Raw genomic sequence first — 16,218 nt, forward strand, 5'->3', positions numbered from 1 at the left:
GGGAGTGCTTCACCATCTGAACGGACCGCCGCCGCAATGGATTGTCTTGCGATAGTCCATTGCGGGCCTTCGCAATGTGTGAGCATTTGCGTGTCACAGGGGCGGATGCGCGGCGGGCGACGAGCAAATTGAAATGACAGCGGCACAGTATGGAATCGGCGCTTACACGATCCCTGAAGGCGCACGCCTGATCGGGATGACGGCGGCGCGGCTCCGGCGTTGGTTGTACGGTTACGAATATGATGGTGGCCATGACGGCGAAAGGGGCACGCAACCGGCCCTCTGGCAGCCGCAGTACGACGTCGAGGCGGATGGCCAGCTTCTCGGTTTTCGCGACCTGGTCGAAGCGCGGATCGTCGCCGCGCTGACCAAGGCGCATTTTGGTTTGCCGACCATCCGCGCCTGCATCACAGCGGCGCGAGATCTGCTTGGCGACGAACGGCCGTTCTCGACACGTGCGTTCAAGACCGACGGGCGCAGGCTGTTTCTGGATATCACGGACGGGGTTCAAGACCCTGCGATGTACGACCTCAAGGCGAGACAACGGGTGTTCCGCGACGTCGTGATGCCGTCGCTGTCCGACCTGGATTTTGGGCCCAATGCCGCCGAGCGGTGGTGGCTGGTACCGGGCAAGCGGACGATCGTTGCCGATCCCGAGCGTTCCTTCGGGCAGCCGATCGTGGCAGCATCCGGGCTGCTGACGGCGCGCGTCGTGCAGGAACTGAAGGCCGAGGGATCGGTAGAGCGAGTTGCCAAGCTGTACGATCTACCCGTTCGCGCAATCCGCGATGCGCTCAAGTTCGAAAGCGATCTCCAACTGCGTAAGGCGGCTTGAAACTTTTCATCGACAACAACCTCCCACCGCGGCTCGCGCGGGGGCTGGCAGCGTTGTTTGAGGGGGATCACGAGGTCATCTGCCACCGTGACAAATACGGCGATACGCACCTACTCGACGAAGAATGGATACCGGCTCTCGGTGTCGAGGGAGATTGGGTGGTGCTGTCCGGCGATCTCAACATCGCGCGACGGCGTCCCCAGCGGGAGTTGTTCTTCCGGTCCCGTCTGGTCGGTTTCTTTCCGCGTGCGGCAGTGATGGAGTTGCCGTTACCGAAGAAGACAGCGCGAATCTTGACCGTGTGGGACCGGATGGTCGGTTTGACCCGCGATGTACGGCCTGGGGTGTTCGAACTCCAGCAACGAGGCGAGCAATTTAGGGCGTTGTGATGGATGTCGGGAACTCGTCAGATAGTTCGTGTGATATCTTAGCCGCACCGAGAGAATGAAAGGCAAGACATAGCGACCGTTCGTAAGACCATTACGCTTACCGAGCAGCAGGATGCCTGGATCGCGGCGCAGGTCGATGCGGGCGACTATAATGATGACTCCGAGGCTATTCGTGATCTTATCCGGCGGGAGCAGGAGTGGCGGTTTGGGACCGAGGCCGTTCGTGAGGCGCTGAGCGCGGGGGAGTATAGCGGCACTGCGGAGGCGTTCGACTTTGCCGCCTTCAAGCAGCGTAAAGCTGCGGAGCTTGGGTGAGTATCGGCTTACGCCCAGGCGCAGCGCGCCCTCGACTTGGTGTTCGAGTATAGCGTGGCGCAGTGGGGAGTGGCGCAGGCGTTGCGATATGTCGAGCTGATCGAGGCGGCGTGTGCCGCGATGGCGGATGCTCCTCTGCGGGGAACGGACTGCGCGCATATCCGGGTGGGCTACAGGCGGCGGGGGGTTGGGGAGCATGTCCTTTAATTCCGGCCTACGGGGTATGGCATTGGCGTCGTTCGGATCCTGCATCGGCGGATGGAGGCTGGGCTTCACATGTGATTTATTGCCGCTGGCTTAGTCCTGCGTGGGCGCTCGGATTGGTGCCGGTCTCGGATCGTTGTGTCCTCACTGGGGCTCTGGGACCTGACTTACGTCAGGATGACGGAGTTGGCCCGGTGCACGTCGAACCAGCAAGCTAACCAGATTGGTTAAATCGCTTGACATTGTCACGCTCGTTTGGCACATAACAGGAACGCTGCAGAATTGCGGGTCGGGCTGGCTGGTCCGGCGTGACGAGAGCTGGGACGGAAGGGGTGGGAGCCTCGGACGTCGCCGGCTTTTTGTGTTTTGGCGGCGGGGCGTTGGCGGCGGGGCGGTTGGCAACGAAGCGGGGAGGGGATGCGGGATGGCGAAGCGGGTGGGGGTGGCAGTCAAGCAGACCTATACGGTCGTGACGGGCGGGAGCCACCGGGTCGTGCAGGTCCGGAGGGTTCGGCCCAACGGGTGGACGCCGGCCAAGCGGAAGAGGTTTCTCATCGCGCTGTCGATGACTTGCAACGTTACCTCGTCGTCAGCCGCGGTGGGCATGAACCGCCATAGCGCCAGCGAGCTCAAGCGGCGTGATCCGCTGTTCGCGGCGCAGTGGGCGGAGGCGCTGACGAGCGGTTACGAGCGGCTCGAGGAGGGGCTGCTCGCCGCCGCAATCGCGGGGCTGCACGAGGCGACGGCCCTGCGCGAGGGGCGCACGGCGATACAGGACGATGCGGGCGTCGACATCCAGGATGATATCGATGCCGGCGTCGGCACCGATGTAGGCGATGGGTTCGGGGGCGGGTTCGGTTCCGGGTCCGGCCCCGGGTCCGACATCGTTGCAAGCATCGAGTCGGCGACGCGGCTGGTTCCGCTTGCCGGCATGCAGGCGGTGCAGGTGGCGCTGGCCTTGCTAGCGCGTCGCGCGGCTGGCGGCCTCGGCAGCGGTGGTCAGCGCGGGCGCGGGCGCAAGCCGTATCGGCGCGCGACACAGGCGGAAACCGATGCCTCGATCGCGAACAAACTCGATTCGCTGGCACGACGACTGCGCGCATCGGCGCAGGGCGGTGAGGCGTGACCGACGATCGATGCCGCGATCCGGTGGGTCCCGACGAGGCGGAGGTGCCGCCGCATTCGCCCGACGCTTCTTCGGACACATCGGAGACGGAACCCCGCGCGTCATCATGTGGGGAGTCGGATGGCGCGCGCGACGTGATCGCCGAACTGGCGGTGCTGCCGGCGGCGCAACGGGCGATGCTGATCGGGTCGCTGAGCGCCGCCGAGCGCTATGAGCTGCACGATCGCTGGGAACGCTGGGCGCATCCCGGGCAGCATCTCGCCGACCGGGGGGCGGAGAATGCAGCCGATGACTGGCGGATCTGGGTGATCCTGGCGGGGCGCGGGTTCGGTAAGACGCGCGCCGGGGCGGAGTGGGTCAGCCAGGTGGCGCGGGACAATCCGGGGGCTCGGATCGCGCTGGTCGGGGCGACCGTCGACGATGTGCGGCGGGTGATGATCGAGGGGGAGAGCGGCTTGCTCGCCGTCGCGCGCGATGACGAGGATCCGGTTTGGCGGGCTGGGCTGGGCGAGCTGCGGTTTGCCAATGGGGCGTTGGCGTCGGCGTATTCTGCTGAGGCGCCGGAGGGGTTGCGCGGGCCCGAGCATCATGTGGCGTGGTGCGACGAGGTGGCCAAGTGGCGCAACGGGAATGCGACGTGGGACAATCTGATGATGGGGCTTCGGCTGGGGACGCTGCCGCGGATCGTGGTGACTACGACGCCTAAGCCGGTGGCGTTGCTGCGGCGGATATTGGCGCTGCCGGGGGTGGTGCGGTCTCAGGGGCGAACGCGGGATAATGTGCATCTGCCGGGGAGCTTCGTGGAGGCGATGACCGCGTCCTATGCGGGGACTCGGTTGGGGCGGCAGGAGCTGGACGGCGAGCTGATCGAGGATGTCGTGGGGGCGCTTTGGACGCGGGAGCTGGTAGAGTCCAGGCGGGTGGCTTTTGCGCCTGCCGTCGTGCGGGTTGTCGTTGGGGTGGATCCGCCGGCCGGGAGTGTGTCGGGGGGGCCTGGGGATGCTTGCGGGATCGTGGTGGTGGCGCTGGGGGATAACGGGTTTGCGTATGTGCTGGAGGATGCGAGCGTTTCCGGGGCCAGTCCTGAGGGGTGGGCTCGGGCGGTGGCCGAGTGCGCGGCGCGGCATGGGGCGGACCGGGTGATCGCGGAGGCCAACCAGGGGGGGACTATGGTGGGGAGCGTTCTCTCTGGGGCTGATCGCGCGATGCCGGTGAAGCTGGTGCATGCGTCGCTGGGGAAGGTGGCTCGGGCTGAACCGGTGGTGGCTTTGTATGAGTCTGGGCGGGCCTGGCATGTGGGGGCGTTTCCGGACCTGGAGGATGAGCTTTGCGGGCTGATTGCCGGGGGCGGGTATGAGGGGCCGGGGCGGTCGCCGGATCGGGCTGATGCGCTTGTTTGGGCGATGACCGAGGTGATGCTGGGGCCTCGGGCGCGGGTTTCGGTGCGGGTGCTTTAGGTTTGGCCCTCTCCCTTTTGGGGAGAGGGAAGGAGGAGCTCTTGCGACGGGAGGGTGAGGGGTGGTTGGGATTTACGTCCCGAGCCTCACTCCCCTCTCCCTCCCACGCGCAAGGGCGCGCGGGCCCCTCCCTCTCCCCGTAGGGGCGAGGGAAATTCAGGAGATCGGCATGAAATTGTTCGGGTGGAAATCCGGGCGCGATGAGTCGCGGCCGGTTTTGTCTCGGTCTTCGGCGGGGGCGATCGGGGGGTCGGCGTTTGGCGAGTGGCCGCGGAGTTACGAGGCGCAGGTGCGCGAGGCGTATCTGGATAATCCGATCGCGCAGCGGGCGGTGAAGCTGGTCGTCGAGGGGCTGGGGAGCGCGCCGATCGTCGCGTCGGATCCGGCGTTGCTCGCGCTCGCGACGGTGCGGTCGGGCGGGCAGGCGCTGATCGAGACGGTGGCGGCGCATCTGATGCTGCACGGCAATGCGTATGTGCAGGTGCTGCGCGACGTCGAGGGCGGGGCGGCCGAGCTTTATGCGCTGCGGCCGGAGCGGGTGACCGTGGAGCCGGACGCTAGTGGGTGGCCGGCTGCTTATCGGTACCGGGTGGGGGAGCGGGTTTCGCGGTTGCATGCCGATCCGGTTCGGCCGGAGGTGATCCACCTGAAGAGCTTCAATCCGGTCGATGATCATTATGGGCTGGGGTGCCTGGGGGCGGCTTCGGGGGCGGTGGCGATCCACAATGCGGCGGCGCGGTGGAACAAGGCTTTGCTCGACAACGCGGCGCGGCCTTCGGGGGCGTTGATGTACGATCCCAAGGACGGCGCGACGCTGTCGACCGAGCAGTTCGAGCGCTTGCGGGGTGAGCTGGAGGCGTCGTTCTCGGGGGCGGGGAATGCGGGGCGGCCGATGCTGCTGGAGGGGGGGCTCAGGTGGCAGGCCTTGAGTTTGTCGCCGGCGGATATGGATTTCGTGGGCACGAAGGCGGCGGCGGCGCGGGAGATCGCGTTGGCGTTCGGGGTGCCGCCGATGCTGCTCGGGCTGCCGGGGGACAATTCCTACGCGAATTACCGCGAGGCCAATCGCGCGCTGTGGCGGCTGGCGATCCTGCCGCTGGCGACCGCGGTGCTGGGCGGGATCGCGCAGGGGCTTGCCGGGTGGTTCGAGGGGGCGGCGATTTCGGTCGATCTCGACCGGGTGCCGGCGCTGGCGGAGGATCGCGAGCGGCTTTGGGGGATGGTTTCTGCGGCTTCGTTTCTCAGTGATGTGGAGAAGCGGGCGTTGCTCGATATCGCGCCGGGCGCGATGCCGTTTGATGTCGCGCGACGCGCGACGGGCGAGGAGGTGGTCTGATGGATGGGGCGGTTTTGGCGCAGTTGATGCGGCAGGGGGCGGAGCGGGGGGTGGACCTGGTGACGCTGCGGGCGATCGTGGAGGAGGCGGGGGAGCTGGGGGCGGCTCGGGCTTTGGCGCGGGTGGCGTTGAGTGATGAGCGGGCTCGGGAGGATGTGGCGGAGTTGCGCGAGCTGCTGGCGGCCTGGCGGGATGCGAAGCGGTCGGTTTGGAAGGCGGTGGTCGGGTGGATCGCTCGGTTGGCGATGGCGCTGATGTTGGCGGGGCTGGCGGTTAAGCTGGGGTTTGCCGCGTGGTTGAAGTGATCCCTCGATACGCCGTCTCGACAGGCTCGACAGCTACTCGGGACGAACGGGGCGGGGCGGTGGCGTTCGCGGGGTATGCGGCGGTGTTCGATATCGTGGATCGCGCGGGGGATGTGGTGCGGCGGGGGGCTTTTTCCGGGGCTGGGGTGGTGCCTTTGTTGTGGCAGCATCGGGGTATTGCGGTTGGAGTTTTGTCCGTCGTTGCGGAGGATGCGCGGGGATTGCGGGTCGAGGGGGTGGTTGCGGATCTGGAGCTGGCTCGGCTGGTGCGGGGTGGGGCGGTGGCTGGGTTGTCAGTTGGGTATCGGGCGACGTCCGTGCGGCAGGGGGTTCGGCGGGAGTTGCTGGCGGTCGAGCTGGTGGAGGTTAGTCTGGTGGCAGTGCCTATGCAGGCTTTGGCTCGCTTGGAGGTGCTCCGTCATCCTGACGAAAGTCAGGATCCAGAGCCGTAAGCGACGGTGTTCGGTAACCCTGGATCCTGACTTTCGTCAGGATGACGAGGTGGAGTTTCGTGAGGCGTCCTGCGGGGCGCCTTTTTTCGTTTCATGCGAGGAGATGGACATGAGTGTTGTTGACCGGCCGGTTTTGGCGGGGGCTTCCCCCTTGGCGCAGAATGCAGCGTTTGCGGGGTTCGTTCGGACTGGCGCTACGCTGGAGATGAAGGCTTTTACGGGTGTGACGGGGGATGCCGGCGGGTTTGCGGTGCCGCGAGAGATCGATGCCCAGATCGATACGTTGCTGAAGGGCATTTCGCCGATCCGGTCGATCGCCAATGTCGTGAAGGTGGGGTCGGCCGGGTATCGCAAGCTCGTTACCACGGGCGGTACGCCTTCCGGGTGGGCGGCGGAGAATGCGGCTCGGCCGGAGACGGCTTCGCCGGTGTTCGTCGAGATCGCGCCGCCTACGGGGGAGCTGTATGCCAATCCTTCGGCTAGCCAAGCGATGCTCGATGACGCCGCGTTCGATGTCGAAGAGTGGCTCGCGGGGGAGATCGCGATGGAGTTTGCGAAGGCCGAGGGGGCGGCTTTCGTGTCCGGGTCGGGTGTGTCGCGGCCGAAGGGGTTTTTGACTTCGGCTACTGCTGCGACTGCGGATGGCGTGCGGGCGTTCGGGACTTTGCAGTATCTGGCTAGCGGGACGGCGGGGGACTTCTCGGCGAACCCGCAGGAGCGGTTGATCGATCTGGTTCAGTCTTTGCGCGGGCCTTATCGGCAGGGCGCGAGCTTTGTGATGAATGCGGCTACGCTGGCGCGGATCCGGAAGTTCAAGACGACGGATGGGGCGTTCGTCTGGGCGCCTTCGCTGGCGGCTGGGGTGCCGGCTACGCTGCTGGGGTATCCGGTGGTGGAGGCTGAGGATATGCCGGATATCGCGGCAAATGCTCTGGCGATCGCGTTCGGGAATTTCCGCGCGGGGTATATCATCGCCGAGCGGACCGAGACCGGGATCCTGCGTGATCCGTATTCCAACAAGCCGTTCGTCAATTTCTACGCGACCAAGCGGGTCGGTGGGTGCGTGACGAACTCCGAGGCGATCAAGCTGATGAAGTTCTCGGTGGCTTGAGTGGTGCTCCCTCTCCCCTGCGGGGAGAGGGAAGGAGGAGCTCTTGCGACGGGAGGGTGAGGGGGAGTTGGGATTCACGTCCTGAGCCTCACTCCCCTCTCCCTCCCACGCGCAAAGGGCGCGCGGGCCCCTCCCTCTCCCCGGAGGGGCGAGGGAAATAGGAGAAATTCCATGGGTGGGTCGGCGATTTCTGCCGGGGTGATCGCTGAGGTGGTCGTCGCGGCTAGGGCTTTGTTGCGGGTGGAGAGCGGGGAGGATTTGGTGCTCTCGCGGTTGGCGTCGACGGCTTTGCTGCTCGGGGAGGCTTTTCTGGGGGCGGCGGTGATCGTGCGGCCGTTCGAGGATGTGGTGACCAGTGCGGCGGGGTGGCGGCGGTTGTTGGTCGCGCCGGTCACCGTGATTTCCGGGCTGACCGGGTTGCCTGGCGAGGGGGCGCCGTTCGTGTTGGCGGTCGGGGCGTATGCGGTCGATATCGATGCGGATGGGGTTGGCTGGGTTCGGGTTCTCGCCGCGGGATCGGCGGGGCGGGTGGCTGTGGCGTATTCGGCGGGGCTGGCCTCGAGCTTCGAGGCGGTGCCGGCGCCGATTGCGCAGGGGGTGGCGATGCTGGTCGCGCATCTGTTCGATCACCGGGAGAGCGATGTCGCGCCGCCGGCGGCGGTGGCGGCTTTGTGGCGACCTTATCGGCGGATGCGGCTGTCCGCTGGGGTGCATTCGTGAGTGGGCGGGTGGTCTTGCAGGCGGCGGTCGTGGCTCGGCTGAATGCTGTGCTGGACGTCAGCGTGTTCGATGCGCCGCCGGTGCGTGGGGGACTGCCGTATGCGGTGGTCAATGAGCCGGTGCTGTCGGACTGGAGCACGAAGACCTGGGTCGGGCGCGAGGGGCGCATTCTTTTGACGCTGTTCGATGGGGGGGAGCGGCCGGTTCGGGCGCGCGCTCTGCTGGCGGTGGCGGAGGAGGGGCTGGAGGCGCTGCCGCCCGATCTGGGCGAAGGGTGGCGGGTGGTTCGGTTGGCGCTGGTGCGGTCCCGGGTACTGCGGGTCGGGGATCGGTGGCGGGGGACGTCGGAGTTTCTGGTGCGGATGTACCGCGAGAGTTGAGCGGAACGGTTTTGGGGGAGACGGACATGGCGGTGGAGAAGGGAAGTGCGTTCCTGCTGAAGGTGGGGAACGGGGCGGTGCCGGCGGTTTATGCGACGGTGGCGGGGCTGCGGACGACGCAGATGTCGGTGAATGGGGAGGCTATCGTTGTCACGACGAAGGACTCCGGGGGGTGGCGGCAGTTGTTGTCTGGGGCTGGGGTTCGGAGTGTTTCGGTTTCGGGGGCGGGGGTTTTTACCGGGTCTGTCGCCGAGTTGCGAGTGAAGGCTAGCGCTTTGAGCGGCGTGCTGGATGATTATCGGCTGGCGTTCGAGGGCGGGGATACGATGACGGGGAAGTTCCTGGTTTCTCGGTTGGATTACGCCGGGGATTTCAATGGGGAGCGGTCTTATACGCTTAGCCTGGAGAGTTCCGGGGCTGTTGTGGTGGGTTAATCTCCCTCGCCCCTTTGGGGAGAGGGAAGGAGGAGCCGCTTGGCGACGGGAGGGTGAGGGGTTTTGGGATTTAGGTCCTTAGCCTCACGCCCCTCTCCCTCCCACGCGCAAGAGCGCGCGGGCCCCTCCCTCTCCCCGGAGGGGCGAGGGGATTTTTGGAGACATCTCATGGGTGATTTGGCGAATCCGGTTCGGGGGGAGGGATCTCTTCGGGTCGGGGGGGAGGTGCTTGTGCTTCGGCCTAGCTTTGCTGCGCTTGTGGCGGCCGAGGGGGAGTTGGGGCCTTTGTTTGCGCTGGTGGAGCGCGCGGCGGAGGGGAAGCTTGGGATCGGGGAGATGGTGGGGCTGTTCTGGCATTGCCTGCGCGAGTGTCCCGAGGGGGTTACTCGGGAGCGGTTGGGGGAGGCTGTCGTCGAGGCGGGGCTGGCGGCGGTGACGCCGGTCTTGCGGGGGCTGTTGCGGCAGATCCTGGCGGGGAAGTGACGTTTTCCGAGAATGCCGGGCATTTGGCTGGATTTGCGGGGGCGGTGCTGGGGTGGGCGCCGGAGGTTTTCTGGCGGGCTACGCCGGCGGAATTGGCGGGGGTCGTGGGGGCTTTGGTGGGGGACGTGCAAACGCCGCCGGATGCTTCGACGATCGCGCGGTTGAGGGGGGCTTTTCCTGATGGATGATCTTGATGCGGCTCTGGTGAGCGTGCGGGCCGATACGACCGGGTTTGCGCGCGATGTCGCGGCGATGCGGGACGAGCTGGAAAGCGTTTTGGGGAGCGGGGCCGAGCGGGCTTCGCTGCGGGTCGAGGCTGGGCTGTTGCGCGCGGTTCGATCGGGGAAATTGGGGTTCGAGGAGCTGAAGGGGGTCGCTCTGTCGGCGCTGGATGCGATTGCTTCGGCGGCTTTGAAGGCTGGGGTGCAGTCGGTGTTGCGTGGTGGGGGTTTGAGTGGGGCGCTGGCGGGGCTGATTGGCGGGTTGCCTGGGCGGGCGACTGGCGGGCCGGTGTCTCCGGGGCGGGCTTATGTTGTTGGCGAGCGGGGGGCGGAGGTTTTCGTGCCTACCTCTAGCGGACGGGTCGAGGCTGGCGGCGGCGGCGGCGGCGGCGTGCGCGAGGTGCGGGTGGCGATTACGGTGAATGCCGCCGCGGGGAGCGCGCCTGGGGTTTTGGCGCAGTCGAGCCGGCAGGTGGCGCGCGCGGTGAAGGCGGCTTTGGCTAGCGAATAATCCCTCTCCCCGCCGGGGAGAGGGAAGGAGGAGCCGTAGGCGACGGGAGGGTGAGGGGTGGTTGGGATTGGGGTCCTTAGCCTCACGCCCCTCTCCCTCCCACGCGCAAGGGCGCGCGGGCCCCTCCCTCTCCCCGGAGGGGCGAGGGAACAGGAGGATCTTATGGCGCATTGGCTTTGCTCGGGGCGGACTGTGCAGGTCGAGGGGCTTGTTTCTCGGTTCGATCCTCGGTTCTGGACGGTGGATTTTCCTCGGCCGATGATGGCCTCCGTTGTGACCACCGCGCCCGATGCGCTGCGGGTGGATGCGGTGTTTTACAAGGCGGACGATCTTGCGGGGGTGATCTGGGCGGCGGAGGATCGGTTCGATCATCCGCTGCTCAAATACGAGACGTCGCGGGATTTTCGGGACTGTCGGCTGCGCTTTCGGTGGCGCTCGAACGGCGTGATGGCGCTGGATGCCATCAACGGTCCGACGCTGACGATCGAAGGGCGCGATGCGGCGGGGGTGGCGCGCGCGTGGTATGTGCGGTTGTGGAATTATGCGGTGGGGACACCCGAGGATGCGGTCGTCTCGCTCGATTTCGGGGCGATGGTGGGCGGGTATGCGCTGCCCGAGGACTCCGATCCGGTATGGGCGGGGGATATCGATCGGATGTTCGTGTCGCTGGTGCCGCCGGACTATACGAAGGTCGATGTGCCGCTGGCCGCGCCGCGCGAGGGGTGGGTGGAGTGGACCGATATGGTCTGCGAGGGGCCGGGGTCGGTGCTGGCGATCGGCGATGCCGTCGTGCCCGAGCACGAGTTCCGGATCGCTGGCGGGTATGACGACAGCTATAACCTGACGCCGGCGCGGTTGCTGCGCAATGCGCTGCATCTCGGGTATCGCGGGAGCATCACGCACTATGTCGGGATGAGCCATTATTTCCGGCTCGAGCGGGTTGGCGGCGGGTTCTACGTTTCGGCGGCGGGGGGCGTGCTGAACGTTGCGTGTGCGGCGTGGCACCGGGATTTTGCGGCGCGGGCGAAGGCGCTCGGCTTCGACGTGATCTGGTCGCTGAGTTACGAGCTGTTCGATGCGCATTGCTGGAACGACTGGAAGCAGCGGGCGGCCGATGGCGCGCCCGCGCTGACCGGGTGGGAGCCGCCGTCGACGCTGTTGTCGCCGGCGCATGGCGGGGCGATGGGGTATCTTCAGGCGGTCGCGCGGGCGTCCATGGGAATCGCGGTCGCGGCTGGGTTGGCGGCGAAGTTCCAGGTCGGCGAGCCGTGGTGGTGGATCATGCCCGACGGGCGGCCCTGCATTTATGATGCGAGTGCGGTGGCGGCGTTTGCGCCGGTGGCGATCGGCAGCATCCTGGGGGTGAAGAATGCCGCGCGGATCGCGACTTTGGATGCGGCGGGGGTGTGCCTGGCGGCGTCGACGGCTGCGCTGGTGGCGGCGGCGCGTGCGGAAGCGCCGGGGTGTGTGACGCATCTGCTGACGTATCTGCCGACCGTGCTGGATGCGGCGGCGCCCGAGGCGAAGCGCGCGAACATGCCGGTGGGGTGGGCGAGCCCGGCGTTCGATGTGTTGCAGCTCGAGGATTACGACTGGGTGACGGCGGGGGACAGCGCGTCGTCTGCGGACGGCGTGGCGGTGGCGTTCGCGCGGCTGGGGTATCCGGTCGAGAGGCAGCATTATCTTTCGGGGTTCGTGTTGCGGCCGGACCAGGCGGTGCAGTGGGGGCTGATCGAGGCGGCCGCCGGGGTCGCGCGGGCTCGCGGGGTCGCGGAGACGTTTCTGTGGGCGCTCCCGCAGGTGATGCGGGACGGGTTCGTGCATTTCGATACGGAACAGGAGGATGCCGTGGACGCGTTCGATGACGTGCTGTTCCCGCTGGAGTTGGGACGCGAGGCGGAGGTCGCGCCGGGGTTTTCGACCGCCATTCTGACCAGTGCAGGCGGGCGGGAGGCGCGCAATGCCGGCTGGGCGGAGGCGCGGACCGCGTATGACGTCGGGCCGGGGCTGCGGAGCGAGGCGGATATCGCCGTGCTGCTCGCGTTCTTTCGCGCGCGGATGGGGGCGGCGCGTGCGTTTCGGTTGCGCGATCCGTTCGACTTCGCGGCGGGTGGCCAGGCGATCGGGACCGGGGACGGTGTCGCGCGGCGGTTCGCGCTGGTGAAATGGTACGAGCGCGCCGCCCGGCGGATTACGCGGCCGGTGACGGGCAGCGTTTCGGTGAGCGTCGACGGGGTCGGGACGAACGCGTTCGCGGTCGAAGCTGGCGGGTGGGTGGTGCTGGATGTGGCGCCTGCCGTGGGTGTGGTGGTGACCGCCGGGTTCGTGTTCGATGTGCCGGTGCGGTTTGCCGAGGATCGGTTGAGCGTCGCGCGGGCGACGTTCCTGGCGGGGGTCGCGGCGAGCGTGCCGTTGGTCGAGGTGCGCGAGGCGTAATGTCCCTCTCCCCGTCGGGGAGAGGGAAGGAGGAGCCGCTTGGCGACGGGAGGGTGAGGGGAGTTGGGATTGGCGTCCCGAGCCTCACGCCCCTCACCCTCCCACGCGCAAGGGCGCGCGGGCCCCTCCCTCTCCCCGGCGGGGCGAGGGAATTCCTTTGGAAGGAGACCTTCATGTTTCTGGATGCGGAGCTGGCGACGATCGCGGTGTGCTGGCGGATCGAGCGGCGGGATGGGGTGGCGATCGGGTTGACCGCGCATGATCGCGACCTGATGGTCGACGGGCTAGTGCACCGCGCGGCGCCGGGGATGACTCCGTCGGCGATCGAGCGCTCCGCGGGGCTGGAGGCGGACACGATGGATGTCGCGGGGGCGCTGACGAGTGCGGCGATCGACGAGCGCGATCTGCTTGCCGGCCGCTGGGATGGCGCGCGTGTCGCGCTGTTCGCGGTCGACTGGACCGACCCGGTCGTGCGCGTGGATCTGGGGAGCGGGTTGATCGGTGCGGTCGAGCTGGGCGACACCGGCTTTACCGCGGAACTGCGGGGGAGCAGCGCGGCGCTGGATCGGCCGGTGGTCGAGGAGACGTCGCCCGAATGTCGCGCCGAGCTGGGCGATCGGCGCTGTCGGGTGGCGATGGCGGGGCGGCGGCGGTTCGCGCGGGTGGTCGCGTGCGTCGGGCCGGTGGTGACGCTCGATCTTGCGACGCCCGGGCTCGGCGGCGGGCTGGTGCGCTGGTTCGGGGGCGCGAACGGCGGGCTGGAGAGCGCGATCGCGGCGGCTGACGGCGCGGCGGTGACGCTCCGGGCGGTACCGACCTTCGTGGTCGAGGCGGGCGCGTTGGTCGAAATGGTCGAGGGGTGCGACAAGAGTCTGGCGACCTGTGCCGCGCGGTTCGGCAACGCGGCGAACTTTCGCGGCGAACCGCATCTGCCGGGGATCGACCTGCTCACGCGGTATCCGAGCGCGTGAGCGTCGTTGCGGCGGCGGCGCTGCGCGCGGTGGGGACGCGGTTCCGGTTGCATGGACGGGGCGCGGACGGGCTCGATTGCGTTGGGCTGGTGGCGCTGGCGTTGCAGGCGGGGGGGCATCGCGGCGTGGTGCCGACCGGGTATGCGCTGCGCGGCGGCGATGTGGCGATGCTCGACCGGATGCTGGTGCGGGTCGTGGGCGCGGCGGAACCCGGCGACGTGCTGTTGATGGCGGTCGGGCCGGGGCAGTTTCATCTCGGGATCAGGACGGCGGGCGGATTCGTGCATGCGGATGCCGGGTTGCGGCGCGTGGTGGAGCGGCCGGGGATGCCGCCCTGGCCCCTGATCGGTGTCTGGCGGATGGAGACGTGACATGGCGACCTTGATCCTGACGGCGGTGGGCACCGCGGTGGGCGGACCGATCGGCGGCGCGATCGGCGCGCTGATCGGGCAATCGGTCGATCACGCGCTGTTCGCGCCCAAGCGGCGCGAGGGGCCGCGGCTGGTCGAGCTGGCGGTGCAGACGTCGTCGTACGGGAACCAGATCCCCAAGCTGTTCGGGACGCTGCGCGTGGCGGGGACGGTGATCTGGGCGACCGACCTGATCGAGAGCCGGTCGACGTCGCGGGGCGGCAAGGGGCAGCCGAGCACCTCGACCTATTCCTATGCGGCGTCGTTCGCGGTGCTGCTGTCGGCGCGGGCGATCCTGGGGGTGGGGCGGATCTGGGCGGAGGGGAAATTGCTGCGCGGGGCGGGCGGCGATTTCAAGACCGCGACGGGGTTCCGGCTGCATCTCGGCGGCGAAGACCAGGCGGTCGATCCGCTGATCGCGTCGGCGGAAGGCGGCGCGACACCGGCGTATCGCGGTGCGGCGTATGCGGTGTTCGAGATGCTGCAGCTGGCGGATTTCGGCAATCGAATCCCGTCGCTGACGTTCGAGGTGATCGCCGATCAGGGCGCGGTACTGGTGTCGACGATCGCAAGGTCGCTGGCGCCCGAGGTGTCCGGGGCTGCGGCGTTGTCGGTCGGCGGGTTCGCGGCGTCGGGCGGGAGCGTCCGCGCGGTGCTGGACCTGCTGGGGCAGGCAAGCGGGGCATGGTTCGCACCGGTCGGCGACGGGCTGGCGATGCGCGATGCGGCGGCCACCGTCGTGCAGGTCGTGGACGAGGGTTTCGCGGTCGGCGACAAGGGTGCGCGGCGGACGCGTGCGGTCGCCGCGATCGAGACGGTGCCGCGGACCGTGACGCTCGGCTATTACGATGCGGCGCGCGATTACCAGACCGGCGTGCAGCGCGCGCGGCGGACGGGCGCCGGGGTGCGCGACGAGCGGATCGAGGTGCCGGCGGTGCTCGACGCGGGTGCGGCCAAGACGGTGGCGGAGGCGATGCTGGCGCGTGCCGAGGCGGGGCGCGTGCGGCGAACGGTGACGGCTGGGTTCGCGGCGATGGCGATCGCGCCGGGCGCTTGCGTCACGATCGTAGGCGAGGCCGGCGTCTGGCGAGTGACCGACACCGCAATCGAAGGAATGGTGACGACGCTCGGCCTCGTGCCGGTAACGGTCGCGTCGATCCCGGCGACCGCGACCAGCGGCCGGGTGGTCGGCGCGGTCGATGCGGTGGTCGGCGCGACGATCCTCCAGGCGTTCGAGATACCGGGGCTCGACGACGCGCCGTTGTCGATGCCGCGGATGACGGTGGTCGCGGCGGGCGCAGGCGCGGGATGGCGGCAGGCGGCCCTGCTCTACAGCACCGACGACGGGATTAGCTGGACGGCGGCGGGCGCGAGCGCGGCGCCCGGCGTGATCGGCGTCGTCGAGGCGGTGGTGGCGGGCGGGCCGGCGACGATGATCGACCGGCGCGGTGCGTTCGACGTGCGGCTCGCGCATCCCGCCATGATGCTGGCGGATGCCGATGCGGATGCGCTCGACCGGGGAAGCAATCTCGCGCTGATCGGCGATGAGATGGTGCAGTTCGGGCGGGCCGAGCCGCTTGGCGGCGGGCGCTGGCGGCTGGGGACGCTGTTGCGCGGGCGGCGGGGAACCGAGGCGGCGAGTCCGCAGGTCGCGGGCGATCGGTTCGTGCTGTTGGAGGCGGATGCCGCGCGGACGATCGACCTGCCGTTGTCGGTGCTGGGCCGCGAGGTACGGGTGCTGGCGTCGGGCGTCGGCGACGTGAGCCCGGTCGAGATGCGCTGCATGATCCGCGGCGCCTCGGTCGTGCCGCCGTCGCCGGTCCACGTCACCTTTACGCGGGACGGAGACGGCGGCGCGACGGTGCGCTGGGTTCGTCGCAGCCGCGCGGGGTGGCGGTGGATCGATGGCGTGGATGCGCCGCTCGCCGAGGAAAGCGAAGCGTACCGGGTGACGATCGCCGCGGGTGGCGTGGCGCGCACCGTCGACACGACCGCGCCTCTCGTCACGCTGAGCGCCGCCGATCTGGCCGGTGGCGCGGTCTCGCTGGCGATATCCCAGCGCGGAATCTTCGGCGAATCGCTGGCGGCGCATCTGACGATACCGGCCTGAATTCGAACGACA

Annotated in this window: 19 protein-coding genes; all 19 read left to right on the top strand. The window is 68.3% G+C overall.

What is annotated here, in order from left to right:
* The first annotated feature begins 133 nt into the window (after positions 1–133).
* Entirely contained in the window at positions 134–835 is a 702-nt protein-coding gene (locus C8J43_RS18560) for a DUF433 domain-containing protein (RefSeq protein WP_133032123.1), read from the top strand.
* A complete protein-coding gene (locus C8J43_RS18565) occupies positions 832–1,224 on the top strand; it encodes a hypothetical protein (protein ID WP_133032124.1) in 393 nt (130 codons plus the stop codon). The genes C8J43_RS18560 and C8J43_RS18565 overlap by 4 nt, the downstream gene beginning before the upstream one ends.
* A gap of 90 nt (positions 1,225–1,314) precedes the next feature.
* On the top strand, positions 1,315–1,539 hold the full coding sequence (locus C8J43_RS18570) for a type II toxin-antitoxin system ParD family antitoxin (RefSeq protein WP_279388849.1): 225 nt from the start codon (positions 1,315–1,317) through the stop codon (positions 1,537–1,539).
* Between the two features lie 628 nt (positions 1,540–2,167).
* Positions 2,168–2,869 (top strand): hypothetical protein, encoded by a 702-nt coding sequence (locus C8J43_RS18580; protein ID WP_133032125.1) that lies wholly within the window; start codon positions 2,168–2,170, stop codon positions 2,867–2,869.
* Positions 2,870–3,045: 176 nt separating this feature from the next.
* Complete coding sequence (locus tag C8J43_RS18585) at positions 3,046–4,326, top strand: terminase family protein (protein ID WP_133032194.1); 1,281 nt, start codon at positions 3,046–3,048, stop codon at positions 4,324–4,326.
* 169 nt (positions 4,327–4,495) lie between these two features.
* Complete coding sequence (locus tag C8J43_RS18590; RefSeq protein ID WP_133032126.1) at positions 4,496–5,662, top strand: phage portal protein; 1,167 nt, start codon at positions 4,496–4,498, stop codon at positions 5,660–5,662.
* A complete protein-coding gene (locus tag C8J43_RS18595) occupies positions 5,662–5,967 on the top strand; it encodes a DUF6127 family protein (RefSeq protein WP_183129183.1) in 306 nt (101 codons plus the stop codon). The genes C8J43_RS18590 and C8J43_RS18595 overlap by 1 nt, the downstream gene beginning before the upstream one ends.
* Positions 5,964–6,419 carry an HK97 family phage prohead protease gene (locus C8J43_RS18600; protein ID WP_347812521.1) on the top strand — a complete coding sequence of 152 codons (456 nt, stop codon included), beginning with the start codon at positions 5,964–5,966 and terminating at the stop codon, positions 6,417–6,419. The genes C8J43_RS18595 and C8J43_RS18600 overlap by 4 nt, the downstream gene beginning before the upstream one ends.
* Before the next feature lie 109 nt (positions 6,420–6,528).
* On the top strand, positions 6,529–7,530 hold the full coding sequence (locus C8J43_RS18605; protein WP_133032127.1) for a phage major capsid protein: 1,002 nt from the start codon (positions 6,529–6,531) through the stop codon (positions 7,528–7,530).
* A 171-nt stretch (positions 7,531–7,701) separates the two neighbouring features.
* Positions 7,702–8,250, top strand: coding sequence for a hypothetical protein (locus C8J43_RS18610; RefSeq protein ID WP_133032128.1), 549 nt, complete (start codon positions 7,702–7,704; stop codon positions 8,248–8,250).
* A gap of 29 nt (positions 8,251–8,279) precedes the next feature.
* Positions 8,280–8,630, top strand: a complete 351-nt coding sequence (locus tag C8J43_RS18615) for a DUF3168 domain-containing protein (RefSeq protein ID WP_165899683.1) — start codon at positions 8,280–8,282, stop codon at positions 8,628–8,630.
* Between the two features lie 26 nt (positions 8,631–8,656).
* Entirely contained in the window at positions 8,657–9,064 is a 408-nt protein-coding gene (locus C8J43_RS18620) for a phage major tail protein, TP901-1 family (protein WP_133032130.1), read from the top strand.
* A gap of 168 nt (positions 9,065–9,232) precedes the next feature.
* Entirely contained in the window at positions 9,233–9,547 is a 315-nt protein-coding gene (locus tag C8J43_RS18625; RefSeq protein ID WP_133032131.1) for a gene transfer agent family protein, read from the top strand.
* Entirely contained in the window at positions 9,544–9,735 is a 192-nt protein-coding gene (locus C8J43_RS18630) for a phage tail assembly chaperone (RefSeq protein WP_133032132.1), read from the top strand. Before C8J43_RS18625 ends, C8J43_RS18630 begins: the two co-directional genes overlap by 4 nt.
* Complete coding sequence (locus C8J43_RS18635; protein ID WP_133032133.1) at positions 9,725–10,279, top strand: tail tape measure protein; 555 nt, start codon at positions 9,725–9,727, stop codon at positions 10,277–10,279. Before C8J43_RS18630 ends, C8J43_RS18635 begins: the two co-directional genes overlap by 11 nt.
* A gap of 162 nt (positions 10,280–10,441) precedes the next feature.
* The gene (locus C8J43_RS18640) at positions 10,442–12,715 is read left to right on the top strand and encodes a DUF2460 domain-containing protein (RefSeq protein ID WP_133032134.1); all 2,274 of its coding nucleotides are present in this window, start codon (positions 10,442–10,444) and stop codon (positions 12,713–12,715) included.
* Between the two features lie 173 nt (positions 12,716–12,888).
* Positions 12,889–13,686: a DUF2163 domain-containing protein gene (locus tag C8J43_RS18645; protein WP_133032135.1), complete on the top strand. Its 798-nt coding sequence runs from the start codon at positions 12,889–12,891 to the stop codon at positions 13,684–13,686.
* On the top strand, positions 13,683–14,057 hold the full coding sequence (locus C8J43_RS18650; RefSeq protein WP_133032136.1) for a peptidoglycan endopeptidase: 375 nt from the start codon (positions 13,683–13,685) through the stop codon (positions 14,055–14,057). The genes C8J43_RS18645 and C8J43_RS18650 overlap by 4 nt, the downstream gene beginning before the upstream one ends.
* 1 nt (position 14,058) lies before the next feature.
* Positions 14,059–16,206: a phage tail protein gene (locus C8J43_RS18655; RefSeq protein WP_133032137.1), complete on the top strand. Its 2,148-nt coding sequence runs from the start codon at positions 14,059–14,061 to the stop codon at positions 16,204–16,206.
* Positions 16,207–16,218 lie beyond the last annotated feature (12 nt).

Source organism: Sphingomonas sp. PP-CE-1G-424 (genome assembly GCF_004341085.1).
GTDB lineage: Bacteria > Pseudomonadota > Alphaproteobacteria > Sphingomonadales > Sphingomonadaceae > Sphingomonas.